This window comes from Phenylobacterium sp., assembly GCF_030651185.1.
In the GTDB taxonomy this organism is placed as follows: domain Bacteria; phylum Pseudomonadota; class Alphaproteobacteria; order Caulobacterales; family Caulobacteraceae; genus Phenylobacterium.
Genome location: NZ_JAUSCJ010000022.1, coordinates 59,581 through 78,598, shown reverse-complemented (window position 1 = coordinate 78,598; position 19,018 = coordinate 59,581). Strand labels below are relative to the sequence as shown.

The 19,018-nt window shown below is 68.9% G+C and carries 22 protein-coding genes; 18 read left to right on the top strand and 4 right to left on the bottom strand.

Features of this window, described 5'->3' with window-relative positions:
• Window positions 1-26: 26 nt before the first annotated feature.
• The 6 genes from Q7J39_RS09405 to Q7J39_RS09380 all read left to right on the top strand — a co-directional run bounded on the left by Q7J39_RS09405 (window position 27) and on the right by Q7J39_RS09380 (window position 4,695).
• The gene (locus Q7J39_RS09405) at window positions 27-938 is read left to right on the top strand and encodes an SDR family oxidoreductase (RefSeq protein WP_304823374.1); all 912 of its coding nucleotides are present in this window, start codon (window positions 27-29) and stop codon (window positions 936-938) included.
• A gap of 211 nt (window positions 939-1,149) precedes the next feature.
• Window positions 1,150-1,515 carry a hypothetical protein gene (locus tag Q7J39_RS09400; RefSeq protein WP_304823371.1) on the top strand — a complete coding sequence of 122 codons (366 nt, stop codon included), beginning with the start codon at window positions 1,150-1,152 and terminating at the stop codon, window positions 1,513-1,515.
• A gap of 27 nt (window positions 1,516-1,542) precedes the next feature.
• On the top strand, window positions 1,543-1,956 hold the full coding sequence (locus Q7J39_RS09395) for a hypothetical protein (RefSeq protein WP_304823369.1): 414 nt from the start codon (window positions 1,543-1,545) through the stop codon (window positions 1,954-1,956).
• An 80-nt stretch (window positions 1,957-2,036) separates the two neighbouring features.
• Complete coding sequence (locus Q7J39_RS09390) at window positions 2,037-2,660, top strand: TetR/AcrR family transcriptional regulator (RefSeq protein WP_304823366.1); 624 nt, start codon at window positions 2,037-2,039, stop codon at window positions 2,658-2,660.
• Between the two features lie 5 nt (window positions 2,661-2,665).
• A complete protein-coding gene (locus tag Q7J39_RS09385; protein WP_304823363.1) occupies window positions 2,666-3,712 on the top strand; it encodes an alpha/beta hydrolase in 1,047 nt (348 codons plus the stop codon).
• The gene (locus Q7J39_RS09380; RefSeq protein WP_304823360.1) at window positions 3,712-4,695 is read left to right on the top strand and encodes an NADPH:quinone oxidoreductase family protein; all 984 of its coding nucleotides are present in this window, start codon (window positions 3,712-3,714) and stop codon (window positions 4,693-4,695) included. Before Q7J39_RS09385 ends, Q7J39_RS09380 begins: the two co-directional genes overlap by 1 nt.
• Here the strand turns inward: Q7J39_RS09380 and Q7J39_RS09375 are convergent.
• Window positions 4,692-5,924 (bottom strand): hypothetical protein, encoded by a 1,233-nt coding sequence (locus tag Q7J39_RS09375; RefSeq protein WP_304823357.1) that lies wholly within the window; start codon window positions 5,922-5,924, stop codon window positions 4,692-4,694. The genes Q7J39_RS09380 and Q7J39_RS09375 overlap by 4 nt on opposite strands.
• Window positions 5,925-5,993: 69 nt before the next feature.
• Between Q7J39_RS09375 and map the strand changes: the two genes are divergently transcribed.
• Entirely contained in the window at window positions 5,994-6,788 is a 795-nt protein-coding gene (gene map, locus Q7J39_RS09370; RefSeq protein WP_370690034.1) for a type I methionyl aminopeptidase, read from the top strand.
• A gap of 59 nt (window positions 6,789-6,847) precedes the next feature.
• On the opposite strand, the gene Q7J39_RS09365 is transcribed toward map, so the two are convergent.
• On the bottom strand, window positions 6,848-7,567 hold the full coding sequence (locus tag Q7J39_RS09365) for a hypothetical protein (RefSeq protein ID WP_304823351.1): 720 nt from the start codon (window positions 7,565-7,567) through the stop codon (window positions 6,848-6,850).
• Between the two features lie 54 nt (window positions 7,568-7,621).
• Here Q7J39_RS09365 and rpmH point away from each other — a divergent pair, with 54 nt between their 5' ends.
• From rpmH to dapE, 11 genes are all read left to right on the top strand, one after another.
• Window positions 7,622-7,756, top strand: a complete 135-nt coding sequence (gene rpmH / locus Q7J39_RS09360; protein WP_215343146.1) for a 50S ribosomal protein L34 — start codon at window positions 7,622-7,624, stop codon at window positions 7,754-7,756.
• Between the two features lie 23 nt (window positions 7,757-7,779).
• Window positions 7,780-8,172, top strand: coding sequence for a ribonuclease P protein component (rnpA, locus tag Q7J39_RS09355; protein ID WP_304823348.1), 393 nt, complete (start codon window positions 7,780-7,782; stop codon window positions 8,170-8,172).
• Between the two features lie 12 nt (window positions 8,173-8,184).
• Window positions 8,185-9,981 (top strand): membrane protein insertase YidC, encoded by a 1,797-nt coding sequence (gene yidC, locus Q7J39_RS09350; protein WP_304823345.1) that lies wholly within the window; start codon window positions 8,185-8,187, stop codon window positions 9,979-9,981.
• On the top strand, window positions 9,978-10,658 hold the full coding sequence (gene yihA / locus Q7J39_RS09345) for a ribosome biogenesis GTP-binding protein YihA/YsxC (protein WP_304823342.1): 681 nt from the start codon (window positions 9,978-9,980) through the stop codon (window positions 10,656-10,658). Before yidC ends, yihA begins: the two co-directional genes overlap by 4 nt.
• 56 nt (window positions 10,659-10,714) lie before the next feature.
• Entirely contained in the window at window positions 10,715-11,857 is a 1,143-nt protein-coding gene (locus Q7J39_RS09340; protein ID WP_304823338.1) for an acyl-CoA dehydrogenase family protein, read from the top strand.
• An 83-nt stretch (window positions 11,858-11,940) separates the two neighbouring features.
• Window positions 11,941-12,699 carry a Crp/Fnr family transcriptional regulator gene (locus Q7J39_RS09335; protein WP_304823335.1) on the top strand — a complete coding sequence of 253 codons (759 nt, stop codon included), beginning with the start codon at window positions 11,941-11,943 and terminating at the stop codon, window positions 12,697-12,699.
• Window positions 12,700-12,742: 43 nt separating this feature from the next.
• Window positions 12,743-13,681 carry a ribose-phosphate pyrophosphokinase gene (locus Q7J39_RS09330; RefSeq protein ID WP_304823332.1) on the top strand — a complete coding sequence of 313 codons (939 nt, stop codon included), beginning with the start codon at window positions 12,743-12,745 and terminating at the stop codon, window positions 13,679-13,681.
• 62 nt (window positions 13,682-13,743) lie between these two features.
• Window positions 13,744-14,658 (top strand): acetylglutamate kinase, encoded by a 915-nt coding sequence (argB, locus tag Q7J39_RS09325; protein WP_304823329.1) that lies wholly within the window; start codon window positions 13,744-13,746, stop codon window positions 14,656-14,658.
• A complete protein-coding gene (locus Q7J39_RS09320) occupies window positions 14,655-15,317 on the top strand; it encodes a pyrimidine 5'-nucleotidase (protein ID WP_304823326.1) in 663 nt (220 codons plus the stop codon). Before argB ends, Q7J39_RS09320 begins: the two co-directional genes overlap by 4 nt.
• Window positions 15,317-16,147 (top strand): 2,3,4,5-tetrahydropyridine-2,6-dicarboxylate N-succinyltransferase, encoded by an 831-nt coding sequence (gene dapD / locus Q7J39_RS09315; protein WP_304823323.1) that lies wholly within the window; start codon window positions 15,317-15,319, stop codon window positions 16,145-16,147. The genes Q7J39_RS09320 and dapD overlap by 1 nt, the downstream gene beginning before the upstream one ends.
• Window positions 16,148-16,150: 3 nt before the next feature.
• Window positions 16,151-17,296, top strand: coding sequence for a succinyl-diaminopimelate desuccinylase (dapE, locus tag Q7J39_RS09310; RefSeq protein WP_304823320.1), 1,146 nt, complete (start codon window positions 16,151-16,153; stop codon window positions 17,294-17,296).
• Window positions 17,297-17,329: 33 nt separating this feature from the next.
• Here dapE and truA read toward each other — a convergent pair whose 3' ends face one another.
• Complete coding sequence (gene truA / locus Q7J39_RS09305) at window positions 17,330-18,070, bottom strand: tRNA pseudouridine(38-40) synthase TruA (RefSeq protein ID WP_304823316.1); 741 nt, start codon at window positions 18,068-18,070, stop codon at window positions 17,330-17,332.
• On the bottom strand, window positions 18,070-18,996 hold the full coding sequence (fmt, locus tag Q7J39_RS09300) for a methionyl-tRNA formyltransferase (RefSeq protein ID WP_304823313.1): 927 nt from the start codon (window positions 18,994-18,996) through the stop codon (window positions 18,070-18,072). Before fmt ends, truA begins: the two co-directional genes overlap by 1 nt.
• Between the last annotated feature and the right edge of the window lie 22 nt (window positions 18,997-19,018).

Genomic DNA, 19,018 nt, shown 5'->3' with positions numbered 1-19,018 from the left:
TCCCAACGATAAGGAGGAGCGCCGCCATGGCCGAACTGACCCAAGACGACCTGATGTTCCGTTCCGGCCTGATGAAGGGCGAGCGGATCCTGATCACCGGCGGTGGCACGGGGCTGGGCAAGGTGATGGCCGAGGCCTGCCTGATCCTCGGCGCCGAGGTCTATATCTGCGGCCGCCGCGGTGGAATCGTCGAGGCCGCCGCCCAGGACCTAATGGACGCCCACGGCGGCAAGGTCGTCGGCATCGCCTGCGACATCCGCGTCCCCGAGGCCATCACCGAGATGATGGACCGGATCTGGTCGGATGGCGGCGCGCTGACGGGCCTGATCAACAATGCGGCGGGCAACTTCATCAGCCGCACCCAGGACCTCTCGCCGCGCGGTTTCGACGCCATCGCCAACATCGTCTTCCGGGGATCGTTCTTCGTCACCCTCGACGCCGGCAAGCGCTGGATCGAGGAGGGCAGGAAGGCCTCGGTGGTCTCCATCCTCACCACCTGGATCTGGAACGGCGGCCCCTTCACCGTGCCCTCGGCCATGTCCAAGGCCGGCCTGGCCACCATGAGCCAGTCCCTGGCCGTGGAGTGGGGCCCCTATGGCATCCGCTTCAACAACATCGCGCCCGGCCCCTTCCCCACCGAGGGGATGAGCGCCCGGCTCAATCCCGGCGAGCAGCGCAACGACGGCGAGGCCAGCCGCACCGGCAACCCCATGGGACGGGTCGGCGAAATGCGGGAGCTGGCCAACCTGGCGGTCTATCTGCTGCATCCGCTGTCGGCCTATGTGAACGGCCAGACCATCGCCATCGACGGCGCCGCCTGGCAGGCCTCCGGGGGCAACTTCTCCGCCCTGCGCGCCTGGACCGACGACCAGTGGACCCAGGCCAAGGAGTCCATCCAGACGACAAACGCCAAGGATCGCGCGGCGCGGACGGTCTAGCTCCAAATTCCTCCCCCAGGCCGGAGGCCGGTTCGGGAGAGGTGGATCGCGGGGCGAAGCCTGCGAGACGGAGGGGGTTTGGATCGTAGGTCTGACGGCGGCCCCAACCCCCTCCACCGCTTCGCGGTCCCCCTCACCCGGCGGAGAGGAGTGGAGCCGCTCCGCCAATCATGGTTAACCGGACCTTAATCGCAATGAGCGAGGGTGGCTCATGCGCCGCGCCCTCTCCCTTCTCGTCCTGACCCTGGCCCTGGCCGGTCCGGCCGGCGCACAACAGGCGACCCCTGGCGCGGCGACTGCCCTGCGCGGCTCGCAGTCGGCCGGTTCCCCCGTCGCGCCGGCGCCGGCCGGCGATGTGGCCGCGACCGCCGCCGCGGCCCTGGCCCAGAGCACGATCCCCCTCCGGTCGCTGCCGGACACACCGGTGGCAGGTGCGGCCGGGCAGTGCCGGCTCTCCTGCGCTCAGTCCTACTATTTCTGCCTGTCCGGGGACGGCGGAGACGACTGCCCCGCCACCTGGAGCCAATGCCGCGCGGCCTGTGACGCACCCGGCGTTGCGGGCCTCGCCGGGGGCTGACATCCTGGGCGCTCGACGGAGAGACCCATGAAGCCGCTGATCGCCGCCGCCGCCCTGTTGACCCTTGCCGCCTGCGGCCCCAAACCCGCCGCTGAAACCAAGGCGGCCGCCGCCGCGCAGATCCCCTGTACGGGCCTGCCCGCCTACGCCCCGCTATATCCGGGCGGCAAGATCACCCTCTGCACTCAGGGCGAGTCGGCGCCGGGCAAGATCGGAGGGGCGGTGGGTTTCACCAGCCCCGACGCCCCAGCCGCCGTCGTGGCGCTCTACAAAGACAAGGCGGCCGCCGCGGGACTTGCCGTCGGCATGGACCTCGACCAGGGCGGGTCCAAGGTGTTCTCGGCCATGGACGGCGACCGCACCCTGCGCATCCAGGCCCTGCCCGAGGCCGATGGCGGCGCCACCGCCATCCTCACCTGGGGCGCCGCCAAGCCCTCCTGATCGCCTGCCGCGCGTCGTGGTTGGCGATCCGGCTTTCGAGTGTCTAGTATGACGCCCGTCAGGTTTTGAATCAGGAAGAGATGTCCCAGGTCGCTTATCTCCCGGTCGGCAAGCGCGAGCAGACCAAGGTCCAGAACCGCCAGGCCATTCTGGACGCCGCGCGCGAAGTGTTCGGAGAGCTGGGCTACGAAGCCTGCACCGTACGCGACATCATCCGCCGCACCGGCCTCGCGGCGGGCACGTTCTACAACTATTACCGCTCGAAGGACGAGGTCTACGTCGCCCTCTCCGACGAGGGCGCGCGGCGCTTCACCCCGTTGCTGAAAGCCCAACGGGCCCAGTCTGCCGACTGGGAAAGCTTCGTCCGGGCCGCCATCGAAGCCTATTTCAGCTTCCTGGCCGACGAGCACAAAAGCTGGCTGGCCCGCCGCCCGCCGGACGAGCCCTTCCCCCACGTGCACGGCGAGACCCCGGAGATGACCGCGGTCTTCAACGAGGTGCGCCAGGCCATCGTCGACGAGATCGCCCGCGGCGGCGCGCCTGGCGCCGATCCCGACTACCTGGCCGCCGCCTGCATCGCCATCGCCCGCGAGGTCGGTGAGAAGATGATCCAGAGGCGTCCTATCGACACCAAGGGCGCCGCCGACTTCGTGGTGGCCCTGATCCAGGGGGGCGTGAAAGGCCTGCCCAAGACCGGGGTCTAGGCGAAATGCCCAGCGTCTCCACCCGACGGCTCATCGTCCGCGCCCTGCTGTCCCTGCCTTCGCCCCTGCTGCGGCTGCTGGCCGGGGGCGGGGTGGTTTATCGCGGCGGGCGCACCCTGGATCCCCGCTTGCAGTTCCTGGCCGCCGGCGCCGCGCGGGGGCCCGCCATGACCACGATGACCCCGGAGGAGGCCCGCCGGGCCAATACCCAGGGCCTGGCGGCGCTCAGCGGCTCCCCCGAGCCGGGCGTCCGGACCGAGCCCGTCAGCATCCCGAACGACGCCGGCGCCATCCCTGCCCGCCTCTACCGCCCGGAGGGACAGGACCCGGCCGCCCCCTTGATGGTCTTCGCGCATTTCGGCGGCGGGGTGATCGGCGACCTGGAGACCTGCGACGCCTTCTGCGGGATCCTGGCGAAGATCGCCCGCTGCCCGGTGCTGTCGGTGGAATATCGCCTGGCCCCCGAGCACCGGTTCCCCGCAGGCCTGGAGGATGTGCTGGCCTCCTATCGCTGGGGCCGCGACAACGCCGCCCGCTTCGGGGCGCCCGCCGGCCGCGCGGCCATCGGCGGCGACTCCATGGGGGGCAACTTCGCCGCCATCGTCGCCCAGGACCTGAAGCGCGGCGGCGAGGCCCAGCCCGACCTGCAGCTGCTGATCTATCCCTGTACGGACGTCGCCAGCGAGACCGCGTCCATGACCACCTATGCCGAGAGCTTCCCGCTCAGCCGGGCGATGATGGACTGGTTCATGGGTCACTATATGGGCCCCGAGGCCGACCCCGCCGATCCGCGCCTGTCGCCGATCCGCAACGCCGACCTCTCGGGCCTGGCGCCCGCCGTGGTGATCACCGCCGGCTTCGATCCCCTGGTGGACCAGGGCGAGGCCTACGCGAAACGCCTTAAGGACGCCGGCGTCCCCACCGCCTACCGCTGTTACGACAGCCTGGCCCATGGCTTCACCGCCTTCACCGGCGCGGTCCCCTGCGCCGACGTGGCCTGCCGCGAGATCGCCGGTCTGGTGCGCGAAGGCCTGGAAGGACGCATTCACTGATGAAAGCCCTCGTCGTCGAGGAACTGGCCACCGACTACGGCGGCTGCGTCCTGAAGGAGATCGAGACCCCGGAGCCCCGCCCCGGCGAGGTGCGGATCAAGGTCAAGGCGGCCGCCGTCAACTTCCCCGACCTGCTGCAGACCCGGGGCGAATATCAGCACAAGCCGGCCCTGCCCTTCATCCCCGGCATGGAGATCGCCGGCGAGGTCGAGGCCCTGGGTGAGGGCGTGACCCAGTTCAGGATCGGCGACGCGGTGGTGGGCGGCGCCCGCGTCGGCGGCTTCTCCGAATATGCGGTGACGCCCGCCGCTATCCTGCGGCCCAAGCCCGCCAACCTCTCCTTCAGCCAGGCCGCCGGCTACGCCACGGCCTATCTGACCGCCTATGTCTCCCTGGTGCGCCGCGCCCAGGTGGAGGCCGGAGAATGGGTGCTGGTGCACGGCGCGGCTGGCGGGGTTGGCCTGGCCGCCGTGGACCTGGCCAAACACCTCGGCTGCAAGGTGATCGCGGCCTCGGCCTCCGACGAGAAGCTGGCGATCATCGAGAAGGAATATGCGCCGGACGCCACGGTGAACGTCACCGGCGGCTTCCGCGAGCGGGTCAAGGAGATCACCGGCGGCCGCGGGGCTGACGTGATCTACGACCCGGTGGGTGGCGACGTCTTCGACGAGAGCGTCCGCTGCATCGCCTTCAATGGCCGCATCCTCTCCATCGGCTTCACCTCGGGCCGCCTGCCGGTGCTGCCGGTCAACATGGCCCTGATCAAGGGCTTCTCGGTCATGGGCGTGCGGGCCGGCGAGTACGGCCGCCAGTTCCCCGAAAAGGGTCGGGAGAATTCCGCCGCCATCTGGGCGCTCGCCAACGAAGGCAAGGTCCATCCTCGGGTCGACCACGAGTACCCGCTCAGCGACTGGCGCGCCGCCTTCGAAAGCCTCGCCAACCGCAAGGTCGTCGGCAAGACCATCGTCCGGCCGGACCTCTAGGGGACAGGGAAGCCCGTCAGGTCCCAGGTGGCCTTGGCGCTGTTCGGCAACACCACAACGGCATCGTGGGCGAAGATGTAGTCGCGCAAATCCGCCTGCTGATCAGCGGGGACCTGGTTGGCGAACACCCGCGACCAGGGCTGGAGGGCCCGCAGGTCCAGGACCACCGGCGACTTGGGCGGACCGTCAGGGAACAGGGCCTTCATCCACGGCCCCTCCTCGGTGACATCGGCCTCGTAGCCGCCGGTGGGAACCACCACGATGCCATAGGCTTCGCGGCCGTTGGAGATGGCGAACTCGTGGGCGAAGTTGGCGATGGTGAAGGCGCCGCCCGGGCTGCGGCCGCGATAGCCGTGCCAGGACCCGAACTTGAACATCACCTTGGGCAGGGCCTCGGCGCCCGCTACCTGGCGGTAGTGGCCCATGAACGCCCGCTTGAAGAGCGCCTCGCGCTCGGTGTTGTTGTAGAGCCCCACCCGCTCCCCGGCGTTGGCGCGGCGGTTGTAGGAATAGATTCGCGCCGAGGTGACCAGACCGGTCAGCAGCACATCGGCCCGCGAGCCCGGCCTGGCGCCGTAGGCGGCCTGCAAGGCCATCAGGCGCGGCAGGGTGGTGGCGTCGTCATGGAGGAAGGCCCCCTGGTTGGCGCGGGTCTCCTTGAGGCGCGCCTCGTCCAGCAGGGCCTGGGTGGCGGCCCGCGTCGCCGCATCCGGCGTCAGGGGCAGCAGTTCCTCCAGATAGGGCGCGACGCCTTGCGCCTGCTCCAGGCCCCATACCGTGGGATCGCCCGGCCGGGCGATCTTCGACGCCTGGGCGAGGAAGGCGAGGTCCTGATCCGACGAGAAGCCGATGTGGGTGGGATAGCGCCTGGCCAGGGCGACGATCCTGGCGAGGTCGCCGCGATAGCTGTTCACCGCCTCGATGGCCACGGGGTCCTGCTCCACCGCCAGGTAGCGGTAGCCGAGGTCCTGCTGCAGGCGGCTGTAGAGGGCGCCGGCGAAGATCGGGACCTCGTGGTCGTGGTGGCTCTCCCCCAGGAAGACGAACTGACTGTTCTTCATCTGGCCGAACATGAAGTCCGCGCCTGGCCCGGCCAGCCTGCCGTCCGCATAGCTGAAGGGCCGAGTATTGGCCGCCAGCAGCGCCTTGGTGTCCAACGGCGCCGGGGTCTGGGCCACCGCGCTGGTGGCCAGGGTTAGGGCCGCCAGGGCCAGGAGCAGAGTTCGCATCGGTGTTCCCCCTCAGGACACCCCGAACCTAGGAGCGGCGTCACAGGCGTCACAACTTAAAACGCCGCAATGTCACAGCCCCTTGGGCCGGCGCGTGTTCGGCGCCATCTTCGCTCCATGACAATCGGCAGCGAAGACGAACTCGAACAACTCCGCGCGGCGGGAAGTCTGGTGGCCCGCACGCTCGCGGCCATGGGCGCGGCCCTGGAGCCCGGCATCACCACCCGCGAGCTGGACCAGCTGGGCCGGGCCATGCTGGAGCGCGAAGGCGCCCGCTCGGCGCCGGAGGTGACCTACGACTTCCCGGGCGCAACCTGCATCTCGGTGGGGCCCGACTGCGCCCACGGCATCCCCGGCGATACGGTGATCAAGGCCGGTGACCTGGTGAACATCGACGTCTCCGCCGAGATCGACGGCTTCTTCGGCGACACCGGCGCCAGCTTCGCGGTGCCGCCCACCGCGCCCAAGATCGAGCGCCTGTGCCGCGACGGCCGCCGCGCCATGTGGACCGGCATCCGCTCGGTGAAGCCCGGCGGCAAGCTCAACGAGATCGGCCGCTCCATCGAGGGCTTCGCCCGGAAGAACGGCTACAGCCTGGTGCGCAACCTGGCCTCCCATGGGGTGGGCCGCTCCCTGCACGACGAGCCGGGCGACATCCCCACCTGGTATGAACCGGGCGACCCGCGCCGGATCACCGAGGGGCTGGTCTTCACCATCGAGCCCTTCCTGTCGCTCGGCGCCGATTGGGTCGAGGAGCTGGACGACGGCTGGACCCTGCGTCCGCCGGGACACCAGCCCACGGTGCAGTACGAGCACACCCTGGTGGCCACCTCCCGCGGCCCCGTGATCCTGACGCTCGCCTGAGGCCAGGGGTCCGCCGGGCGGCGGCGCTTCGGGCGCCCGGCCGGATTGCTCCGCCGCCGTCAGGCTTCACCACAGACCAGGGCCAGGTCAGGGGTCAGCTCCACGCGCTGCGGCTCGCGCCCGTCGATGTCGATGCGCGCCACTCCGTCGGGGCCTGGGAACAGCACCAGGTCGGCGCGAGAGCCCCGAAACAGGGTCCCGGCGTGCGGCGCGAAGTCAGACGCCACCGGACCGGCCACCACGAACCCCAGGGCCATCAGGTCGGCGGCCGCGCGATTGAGGTCCTGGGCCCCCAGCCAAACCCGGCGCAGACGCGCGCCCTGGTCGGGCGGGGTGTCCGGCGGATAGAGCGGGCCCGAGAAGGCCGGCATCGCCCAGGGCGCGGGATCCTTGGCATATTCGATCGCCGAGATCTGGGTCAGCAGGCCCTGGCCACGCCGGAACATCAGCATCGACCAGGGCTGGTCGTCGGCGGGATCGGTGATCGCCTCGCGCGGGTAGCTGTGGAACACCCACTCGCGCTTGGTGGCCACGGCTTCCAGGGCCGCGATCGGACCCTGCAGGATCAGGGCGGGGGCGCCGGCCTCCTCCCCGAAGACGTCCAGGAAGGGCCCATTGGCGAAGCGTACGCCCCTGGACACCACTTCGCCGCCGGGGCGATAGCCCTCCAGCACCGGCCGCGCCGACAGCCTGGCGACCTTCTCCACCAGGGCGTCGCGCCCCGGCGTGCGGATCACCACGTGATCGACTCTAAACCTTTGACCGGTAACGGTTGACATCCCTAGCCCCACCCCTTATTCCCCGCCGCTCGATTTCGACCCGGAGCCAGACCCGTGAAACGCACTTTCCAGCCCTCCCGTCTCGTGCGCGCACGCCGGCACGGCTGGCGTTCGCGCATGGCCACCAAAAACGGCCAGAAGGTGATCGCCCGTCGGCGCGCCAAGGGCCGTAAGCGCCTGACCGCCTAATACCAGGGTCTTGGGGTGTCCGCATGACGGACCCCGTCTTTCCCATCGAACATCTTAAGATCCGGCCCGATTTCCTGGCCGCGGCCAAGGCGCCTTCGTGCGCCCGTGGCGCCGTGGTGCTCCAGGCCCGTCATCGCGCCGATGATCGCCCCCTTGTCCGCGTCGGGTTCACCGCGACGCGGAAGGTCGGCGGCGCGGTCGTGCGCAACCGCGCCAAGCGCCGGATGCGCGAAGCCGCCCGCGCCCTGGTCCCTGTTCTGGGCAAGCCCGGCTTCGACTATGTGTTCATCGCCCGGGGCGGCGCGCCGACGCGCCCCTGGGCGCGTTTGCTTGACGATGTGAAAAGCGCGCTGATAAGCCTCGGCGCCGATAGCGACACCCGCGCGCCCGATCGCGCTTCTCCCCCTTCCGTCTGAGCGCGCGCCCCCATGCAAGACAACTCGAACCGCAACACGATCATCTTCGTGGTCTCGGCGATGGCGCTGCTGCTGGCCTACCAGTTCCTGGTGATGGGGCCGCGCACCAAGGCCCGTGAAGCCGAACTTGCCCGCAACCCGCCCGCCGCCACCGCCCAGATGCAGGCCCAGCAGCTCACCAAGGCGCCGCCGACCGCCGCCGAGGCCCTGGTCTCGCGCCAGACCGCGGCGGCCGCCAGCCCCCGGGTGCGCATCGAGACGCCGGCCCTGTCGGGTTCGGTATCCCTGCGCGGCGCGCGCCTCGACGACCTCTATCTGAAGCAATACCGCGAGACGGTGGCTAAGGGCTCCCCGCCCGTGGAGTTGCTGCGCCCTGAAGGCGCTCAGCACGCCCAGTTCGCCGAATTCGGCTGGGCTGGCGCCAACGTGCCCGGCCTGCCCACCGCCGCCACCGTCTGGACCCAGACGCAGGGCTCGACCCGGGCGCCGGGCGCGCCCATCACCCTGCAGACCACCAACGGCGCGGGCCTGACCTTCACCCGGCAGATCTCGGTGGACGACCGGTTCATGTTCACCCTCTCCGACACCGTCGCCAACACTGGCGCCAGCGCCGTGACCCTTGCCCCCTACGGCTCGGTGCAGCGCCAGGGCGTGCCCAGCGACATCGGCACCAACTCCATCGTCCATGAGGGCGCCGTCGGTTGGCTGGGCGAAGAACTGCGGCTGATCAAGTTCAAGAAGTGGGCGAAGGACGGCGGCTCCACCATCGCCACCACCGGCGGCTGGGCGGGCATCACCGACAAGTACTGGCTGGCCGCGCTGATCCCGGCGCAGAACGAGGCCGTCCAGAGCCAGTTCCGTGTCACCAAAGCTGGCGGCGTCGATATCTTCGAGGCCAACTATGTGGGCGCGGCCCGCGTGATCAATCCAGGCCGCCAGATCACCGAGACCCAGCGCTTCTTCGGCGGCGCCAAGACTGTGCCGGTCCTGAAGGCCTATGAGACCACGCTCGGCGTGCCCCGCTTCGACCAGGCTGTCGATTGGGGGATGTTCTGGTTCTTCACCCGGCCGCTGTTCCAGTTCCTGGAGTTCATTCACGGCCACGTCGGCAACTTCGGCATCGCCATCCTGCTGCTCACCGTGGCCGTGAAGGTCGTGTTCTTCCCGCTGGCCAACAAGAGCTACGAGTCGATCACCAAGATGAAGAAGGTGCAGCCCCAGATCGAGGCGCTGCGCGCGAAATACAAGGACGACCCCACCAAGCAGCAGACCGAGCTGATGGCGCTCTATCAGAAGGAGAAGATCAACCCGGTCACCGGCTGTCTTCCCATGCTGCTGCAGATCCCGGTCTTCTACGCCCTGTACAAGGTGCTCACCGTCACCATCGAGATGCGGCATGCGCCCTTCTTCGGCTGGATCCAGGACCTCTCGGCCCGCGACCCGTCGACCATCTGGACCCTGTTTGGCCTGATCCCCTGGAACCCGGCCGCGGCCCCCCTGATCGGCGGCCTGCTGGACGGCTCCCTGCACATCGGCGCCCTGGCGCTCGCCTATGGCGTGACCATGTGGCTGACCACCGCGATGAACCCCCCGGTGGGGGACCCCATCCAGCAGAAGATCTTCCAGTTCATGCCGATCATCTTCACCTTCATCATGGCCCCCTTCGCCGTGGGCCTGCTGATCTACTGGACCTGGTCCAACGTGCTGACGATCGGCCAGCAGTACATCATCATGCGCCGCTTCAAGGTCGATAACCCGATCGATGACCTGATCGCCCGGTTCTCCGGCAAGCCCAAGGCGCAAGAGTGAACACCGACGGGACCTTCGACGAGGCCGAGCTGGAGGCCGCGCGCATCCTGTTCGCGCGCCAGGCCAGCTTCCTGATGGGCGCGGTGTCGGTGGACGGCCTGCCGCCGGCCGACATGCCCGAGGTGGCCTTCGCCGGCCGTTCCAACGTCGGCAAGTCCTCGCTGATCAACGCCCTGGTGGGTCACAAAAAGCTGGCCCGGGCCTCCAACGAGCCCGGCCGCACCCGCGAGGTGAACTTCTTCGTCCTCGATGACGTCATCCGGCTGGTGGACCTTCCCGGCTACGGCTGGGCGCGGGCGTCGAAGGTGACCACCAAGAAGTTCCAGAACCTCGGCCGCGACTATCTGCGCGGGCGGGTGAACCTGAAGCGCGCCTACCTGCTGATCGACGCCCGCCACGGCCTGAAGGACGTGGACAAGGAGCCGATGGACGCCTTCGACAAGGCCGCGGTCTCCTACCAGATCATCCTCACCAAGGCCGACAAGATGAAGCCCGCCGAGGTCGCCGCCCTGGTGGCCAAGACCCAGGCCGCCATCATCAAGCGCCCCGCCGCCTTCCCCCGGGTGCTGGCCACCTCCTCGGAGAAGGGGACCGGCATTCCGGACCTGCGCGCCGAGATCGCCGCCACGTGCGAGATCGTGCCCCGCAACGAGCCGGACACGCGGGCCGAGGACTAGCCTCCCCCTGGGTGAGGGTTCTAGATGCTGGGAGCCCCGCCAAGAGGACCCAGGACATGCTCGAGACCGCCACCCGCGCCATCTATGACGAAGACCTTGAGCTGTTCCGCGACCAGGTCCGCAAGTTCTACGCCGTCCACCTGACGCCTCACCTAGATCGCTGGGAAGAAGAGGGCGTCGTCGACCGCGCCTTCTGGCTGGCCTGCGGCGAGGCGGGCATCCTCTGCCCGCAGGTTCCGCCGGCCTACGGCGGCCTGGGCCTCGACTACCGCTACAACGCCGTGATCGGCGAGGAACTCTCCTATGCCGGCTCCACCGCCGGCATCACCCTGCAGTCCGACATCGTCGTCGACTACCTGATCAACTACGGGTCAGAGGAGCAGAAGCAGAAGTGGCTGCCCGGCATGGTGTCGGGCGAGGTGATCACCGCCATCGCCATGACCGAGCCCGGCGCGGGCTCCGACCTTCAGGGCATCCGCACCACCGCCATCCGCGACGGCAACCACTATGTCGTCTCCGGCTCCAAGACCTACATCACCAACGGCCAGAGCGCCGACCTGGTGTTCGTGGTGGCCAAGACAGATCCCGACGCCGGTTCCAAGGGCATCTCGCTCGTCCTGGTGGAGACCGACCGCGCCGGCTTCAAGCGCGGCCGCAACCTCGACAAGATCGGCCAGAACTCCGCTGACACCTCCGAGCTGTTCTTTGAGGATGTCCGCATCCCCATCACCAACTGCTTGGGCGAGGAGGGCCGTGGCTTCGCCTATCTGATGAACCAGCTGCCCCAGGAGCGGCTGCAGATCGCTATCGCCGGTCAGGCCGGCGCCCAGCGCGCCTTCGACGAGGCGGTGAAGTTCACCAAGGAGCGCAAGGCCTTCAAGCAGACGGTCTTCGACTTCCAGAACACGCGGTTCACCCTCGGGGGCTTGAAGGCCAAGCTGCAGGCCGGCTGGGCCCACCTGGACTGGTGCATGGCCCGCCATCTGAAGGGTGAACTCACCGCCGCCGAGGCGTCCGCCGCCAAGCTGTTCCACACCGAGCTGCAATGGGAGGTCTGCGACGCGGCCCTGCAGCTGCACGGCGGGGCCGGCTACATGAACGACTACCCCATCGCCCGCCTCTGGCGCGACGCCCGGGTGCAGCGGATCTATGGCGGGACGTCGGAGATCATGAAGGAGGTCGTTGCACGCTCGATCTGACCCGCTCTGGCGGCCATCCAACAAGCGGAGCCATTTGCCAAAGCGTGCGTTGTTCCCGGGTCGGAAACCCGGGGAGTTGTCGGATGAACAAGGTCATCAGCGCGCCGGTTCAGAAACCGGACGCCAACGAACCGCATCCCAGGCTGGCCAACCGCCTGCTGGGAGCGCTTGGCGCCCGCGACTTCGCGGTGCTGGAGCCACACCTCGAACGCGTCACCCTGCCGCGCGGCAAGGTGCTGTTCGAGCCTGGCGACGACGTTCACACCACCTACTTCCCCTGCCAGCGCACCATGGTCTCGCTGCTGATCGTCACGCGCGATGGCCGGGAGGTGGAGGCCGCCACCATCGGCCGCGAAGGCGCGGTGGGCGGGATCGTCAGCGAGGGCCACAAGCCCGCCTTCGGCCGCGCCGTGGCGCAGGTTCCAGGTTCAGCCTTCGCCATCGCCACCAGTCACCTGGAGACCGCCAAGCTGGGCTCCAGCCGGTTCGGCGACCTGTTCTCGCGCTATGCCGACGCCCTGCTCGCCCAGATGATGCAGGGGGTGGCCTGCAACGCCCTGCACTCGGTGGAGGAACGCTGCGCCCGCTGGCTGCTGGCCACCCACGACCGGGCCGGCGACCACATCATCCAGCTCACCCAGGAGTCGCTCGCCGAGATGCTGGGGGTCCAGCGCACCACGGTCTCGGCCGTCACCTCGGCCCTGGCCGCGCGGGGCTTGATCAAGACCCTGCGAGGTCGGGTCGAAATCCTCGACCGCAAGGGCCTCGAGCGGGTCGCCTGCGAATGCTACGAGGCCGTCGACGACCATTTCGCCCGGGTTCTGCCCGAGGTGGACATCTAGCGCCTCTCGGCTATAGGACCCCCGCAAGCTGGGGAGATGAGTCGTGGGTGATATCGCCATCTTCAGCGGCAGCGCGCACCCCGACCTGGCCCGCGAAATCTGCCGGCATCTGGAGGTGCCGCTTTCGCCCTCGCGCCTGACCCGGTTCGCCAACGACTGCCTGGAGGTTCAGCTTGAGGCCAACTGCCGCGAGCGCGACGTCTTCCTGATCCAGCCCATCGTCGCCCCCGTGCAGGAGCACCTGATGGAGTTGCTGCTGATGCTGGACGCCGCCCGCGGCGCCTCGGCCGCCCGGATCACCGCGGTCATCCCGCACTATGCCTATGCCCGCTCCGACAAGAAGGATGCGCCGCGCATCTCCATCGGCGGCAAGCTGGTGGCCGACCTGCTGGCCACCGCCGGCGCCCAGCGGGTCCTGACCATGACCCTGCACTCGCCCCAGGTGCACGGCTTCTTCTCCATGCCCGTGGACCATCTGCACGCCCTGCAGGAACTCGCGCGCCACTTCGCCGCGGAGGATCACACCAACACCGTCGTGGTTTCCCCCGACCTGGGCAACGCCAAGGAGGCCGCGGCCTTCGCCCGCCTGCTGGGGGCCGGCGTCGCCGCCGCCGCCAAGCAGCGGTTCTCCGGCGACCGGGTGGAGATCAGCGCCATCATCGGCGAGGTCGCCGGCCGCGACGTCATCGTCCTGGACGACGAGATCGCCAAGGGCACCACGGTCATCGAACTCATCAAGCACCTGCGGCGCGAGAACGTCCGCTCGATTCGGGTCGCCTGCACCCACGGCCTGTTCGCCAACGACGCGGCCCGCCGCATCCTGGCGGAGGCCGGCGTGGACGAACTGGTGACCACCAACACCGCCCCGATCTCGGAGAATGACCGCGCCTCTGGCCTGAAGGTGCTGTCGGTGGCGCCGGCCCTGGCCGAGGCCATCCGTCGGATTCACAACGGCGAGTCGGTGAGCGCCCTCTTCGCCTGACGTGACAGGGGGGCTCTCGTCGGCTAATCGACCCCCTCCAAGTTGATGGAGCGCCGCGCGCCGTGACCGAGACCCCCGAAGAGCAAGGCTGGGCCACCGCGAAGACCCTGGCCGAGGCCCTGCCCTACATCCAGCGCTACGACCGCGAGACCGTGGTGATCAAGTACGGCGGACATGCCATGGGCGAGGAGTCGGTGGCGCGGCTGTTCGCCGCCGACGCCGTGCTGCTGAAGCTGCTGGGCCTGCACCCCGTGGTGGTGCACGGTGGCGGGCCGCAGATCTCCCGCATGCTGGACAGGGCCGGGGTGAAGTCGACCTTCATCGACGGCCTGCGGGTGACCGACGAGGCCACCATGGAGGTCGCCGAGATGGTGCTGTCGGGCGCCATCAATAAGGAGATCGCCAACTGGATCACCCTCGCCGGCGCCGAGGCTGACGTCCGCGGCGTAGGCCTGTCGGGCAAGGACGCCCGGCTGATCACCGTCAAGAAGGTCGAGCGCACCAAGATCGACCCCGACAGCAAGATCGAGCAGGCCATCGACCTGGGCTATGTCGGCGAGCCCACCCGTATCGACCCGCAGCTGATCCAGGGCCTGATCTCGGCCGATCACGACTACATCCCCGTGATCGCCCCGATCGGCGTCTCGGAAGAGGGCCAGACCTTCAACATCAACGCCGACACCGTGGCCGGCGCCCTGGCCGGCGCCCTGCGCGCCAAGCGCATGCTGCTGCTCACCGACGTCACCGGTGTCCTGGGCGCGGACGGCGAACTGATCCGCGAAATGAGTATCGACCAGGCGCGCGACGCCATCGCCACCGGCGTCGCGTCGGGCGGCATGATCCCCAAGCTGGAGACCGCCATCGCCGCGGTGGAGTCTGGTGTTGAGGCCGTGGTCATCCTGGACGGCCGCCGGCCCCACGCCATGCTGGTGGAACTGTTCACCGAGCACGGGGCCGGCACCCTCATCACCCGATGAGCGCCGACCTGACCCACATCGACACCTGGCTGTTTGATCTCGACAACACCCTCTACCCGGCCGAGTCGGGCTTCATGGGTCAGGTCGAGGGGCGGATGACCGATTTCGTGGCCAAGGTCACCGGCCTGCCGCGAGATCAGGCCTACGCCCTGCAGAAGAAGTACCTGGCCGAGCATGGCCTGACCTTGCATGGCCTGATGCTGAACCACGGCGTCGATCCCGCCGACTTCCATGCCTTGTTCCACGATCTGTCCCTGGACGTGCTGGCCCATGACGCCGACCTGCTGGCGGCCCTGGAACGCCTGCCCGGCCGCCGCCTGATCTTCACCAACGCCGACGACAAGCACGCCGAGCGGGTGCTGGCCCACCTGGGGCTCGATCACCTGTTCGACGACGTCTTCCACATCCATTCCTTCGGCTTCACCCCCAAGCCCGATCCCCTCGGCTTCCAGCGGATGATCGACGCCCACGGCCTGGATCCCCGGGCCACGAGCTTCTTCGAGGACTCCGAGCGCAACCTGAAGCCTGCCTTCGACCTCGGGATGACCACCGTCCTGGTGGGCTCCGGGGCTCAGGCCTCGACCGAACCTTTCGTCACCCATCGCACCACCAAGCTCGCGCCGTTCCTCGGAGCGGCGCGTCTGAAGGAAGCCGCCTGATGTCCCAAGACCTGAAGTCCGTGATTGAAGCCGCCTGGGAAGCCCGTGACGGCGTCAATGTCGGCACCACCGGAGAGGTCCGCGAAGCCGTCGAGGAAACCCTGAACCAACTCGACGCCGGGACCCTGCGCGTTGCCACTCGCGGCGATGACGGCTCGTGGACCACCCACCAATGGGCCAAGCAGGCGATCCTGCTGTCCTTCCGGCTCAGCGCCAACCAGCTGATCGACGCCGGCGCGCCGCATCCCTACTGGGACAAGATTCCCCTGAAGTTCACCGGCTGGGACGCCGCCCGCTTCGAGGCCGCCGGCTTCCGCGCGGTGCCCGGCTGCATCGTCCGCCGCGGCGCCTATATCGCCAAGGGCGCCATCCTGACCCCGTCCTTCGTGAACATAGGCGCCTATGTCGATGAGGGCACCATGGTCGACACCTGGGCCACGGTCGGCTCCTGCGCCCAGATCGGCAAGAACGTCCACCTGTCGGGCGGCGCCGGCATCGGCGGGGTGCTGGAGCCCCTGCAGGCCAACCCCACCATCATCGAGGACGACTGCTTCATCGGCGCTCGCTCCGAGGTCGCCGAGGGGGTCATCGTCCGCAAGGGCAGCGTGCTCTCCATGGGCACCTTCATCACCTCGACCACCCGCATCGTCGACCGCAAGACCGGCGAAGTGTTCATGGGCGAAGTGCCGCCCTATTCGGTGATCATGCCGGGCTCCATGCCCAATCCGGTGGACCCGGCCCTGCCGTCCATCAACTGCGCGGTCATCGTCAAGACCGTGGACGAGCGCACCCGCTCCAAGACCTCCATCAACGAACTGTTGCGCGACTAGGCTATGCTAGACGCCGTCGCCCTGACCCAGGACCTGATCCGCCGCCCCTCCGTGACCCCGGCCGACGCCGGCGCCATGGATATCGTCCAGCAGACCCTCGAAGGTCTGGGCTTTTCCTGCTGGCGCATGAAGTTCGGCGAGATCGAAAACCTCTACGCCCGCTACGGGACCGCCCAACCCAACCTCTGCTTCGCCGGACACACCGACGTAGTGCCGGTGGGCGACGCTGCCGCCTGGAGCTCCGAAGCCTTCGCCGCGGAAATCATCGATGGCGTGCTGATCGGCCGGGGTTCGGTGGACATGAAGAGCGGCGTAGCCGCGTTCGCCGCCGCGTCGGCCAAGGCCATCGCGGCGGGTCAGGTGACGGGCTCACTGTCCTTCCTGATCACCGGGGACGAGGAGGGGATCGCCACCCACGGGACCAAGATGGTGGTCCAGGCGCTGCAGGCGCAGGGCGAGATCATCGACCACTGCGTGGTGGGCGAGCCCTCCAGCGCCGAGACCTTCGGGGACATGATCAAGATCGGCCGCCGCGGCTCGATCAATGTCGAGATCGTCGTGGAGGGCGTCCAGGGCCACGTCGCCTATCCGCATCGCGCCGCCAATCCCGTCCCCGTCTTGATCGCCCTGCTGCACCGCCTGTCCGAACACGAGCTGGACAGCGGGTTCCTGGGCTTCCAGCCCTCGAACCTGGAGGTCACCACGGTCGACGTGGGCAACCAGACCACCAACGTCATCCCGGCCTCCGCGCGGGGCCGCCTCAACATCCGCTTCAACCCCAACCACACCGGTCAGGCCCTGGCCGACTGGATCGCGCAGGAGGCGGGCGAGGCCCTGGCCGGCTTCCAGGGCAATATCGTGGTGACGCCGTCGATCAGCGGCGAGGCCTTCCTCACCGAGCCAGGCCCCTTCACCGACCTAGTGGCCGCCGCCGTCGCCGACATCACCGGCAAGGGCCCCGAGCTCTCCACCACCGGCGGCACCTCCGACGCCCGCTTCATCCGGGCACTGTGCCCGGTCGTGGAGCTGGGCCTGGTCGGCAAGACCATGCACGCCGTCGACGAACGCGCCCCGGTCTCGGAAATCCATCAGCTCCAGTCGGTCTATGAGCGGCTGATCGAACGCTATTTCGAAGCGTTCAAGGGCTGACCTTCTCCCTCCCCTTGATGGGCAGGGAGAGGATCACCCGTACCTCACCCCCGTCAGATACAGCCCGTCCGACGGCGCCACTGGCCCACAAGCCGTGCGGTCGCGCGCCTCGAGCGCCAGGCGCACGTCCTCGACCTCCCAGCGCCCGACGCCCACCTCGGCGAGGGTCCCAGCCATGGAGCGGACCTGCCGGTGGAGGAAGGAGCGCGAGGCGAAATCCAGAACCACCTCATCGCCCTCGCGGCGGACCCGGGCGACATCCATGGTCTTCATCGGCGACTTGGCCTGGCAGGCGAGGTCGCGGAAGGTCGTGAAGTCATGATGGCCGATCAGGGCCTGGGCCGCGGCGTGCATGGCCTCGGCGTCCAGCGGCTTCCTCACATGCCAGACCCGGCCCCGGTCCAGGGCCGGCGGGCTCTCCCGGTTGAGGATACGGTAGAGATAGCGCCGCTCCGTCGCCGAGAATCGGGCGTGCCAGTCACCGGTGGCGATCTCGCAGTCCAGGATGGCGATCGGTTCGGGGACCAGGTGGGCGTTGATGGCGTTGCGCACCACCTCGGGCCGCCAGTCCTTCGCAAGATCGATGTGGATCACCTGGCCAAGCGCATGGACACCGGTGTCGGTGCGCCCCGCCGCATTGACCCGCACGTCCTCCCCACAGAAGGCGTGCGCCGCCCGCTCCAGCGAGCCCTGCACGGTGGGCAGGTCCGCCTGGGCCTGAAAGCCCTTATAGGGTCGGCCATCATACTCGATGCTCATGCGGTAGCGGGGCATCAGAGCACGACCGTCCCCGCCGCCAACGGCAAGCCGCGCAGGAAGACCTGCGCCTCCTGCGGTCCCTTGCCCTCCCGCTGCACCCGCAGCAGGCGCACGGCCCCGTCACCGCAAGCGATCAGCAGGCGGTCGTCGAGAACTTGTCCCGGGATTCCAGAAGCGTCCTCGACCTGGGACAGCAGGGCCTTCACCCGCACCGCACCCTTTTCGGTGGGCAGTTCGAACCAGGCGCCGGGGAACGGCGAAAGGCCACGGATCTTGCGGTCGAGTTCGGCGGCCGGCTTGGTCCAGCGCAGGCGGGCCTCCTTGGGCCGGATCTTCTTGGCGTAGGTCAGGCCCTCCTCGACCTGGGGCTTGGCCACCGCCTCACCCCGTTCAACCGCCGCCATGGTCCGCACCAGCAGGTCCGCGCCCACGCTCGCCAAGCGGTCATGCAGCGTCCCGGCGGTTTCCAGCGCGTCGATGCGCACGGTCTCCGAGGCCAGGACCGGGCCCTCGTCGAGGCCTTCGGTCATCGCCATCACCTCGACCCCGGTCACCTTGTCTCCAGCCATGATCGCCCGCTGGATCGGCGCCGCCCCGCGCCAGCGCGGCAGCAGCGAGGCGTGCAGGTTGAAGGACCCCAGGCGGGGCGCATCGAGCACCTCACCCGGCAGGATCTGGCCGAAGGCCACCACCACGGCAGCGTCGAGATTGAGGGCGGCGAAGGCCTCGATCTCGGCCGGCTCGCGCATGGACACCGGTGTCCGCACCGGAATGCCGCGCGCCAGGGCGAAGGCGTGGGCGGGCGACGGCTTCAGTTCCTGGCCGCGGCCACGCGGGGCCGGCGGCTGAGAATAGACCACCGCGATCTCATGGCCCGCCTCCACCAGGGCGGAGAGGCAGGCGACGGCGAAGTCGGGAGTTCCAAGGAAGGCCAGGCGCATGGCGGTCGGTTTAGCGGCGTGG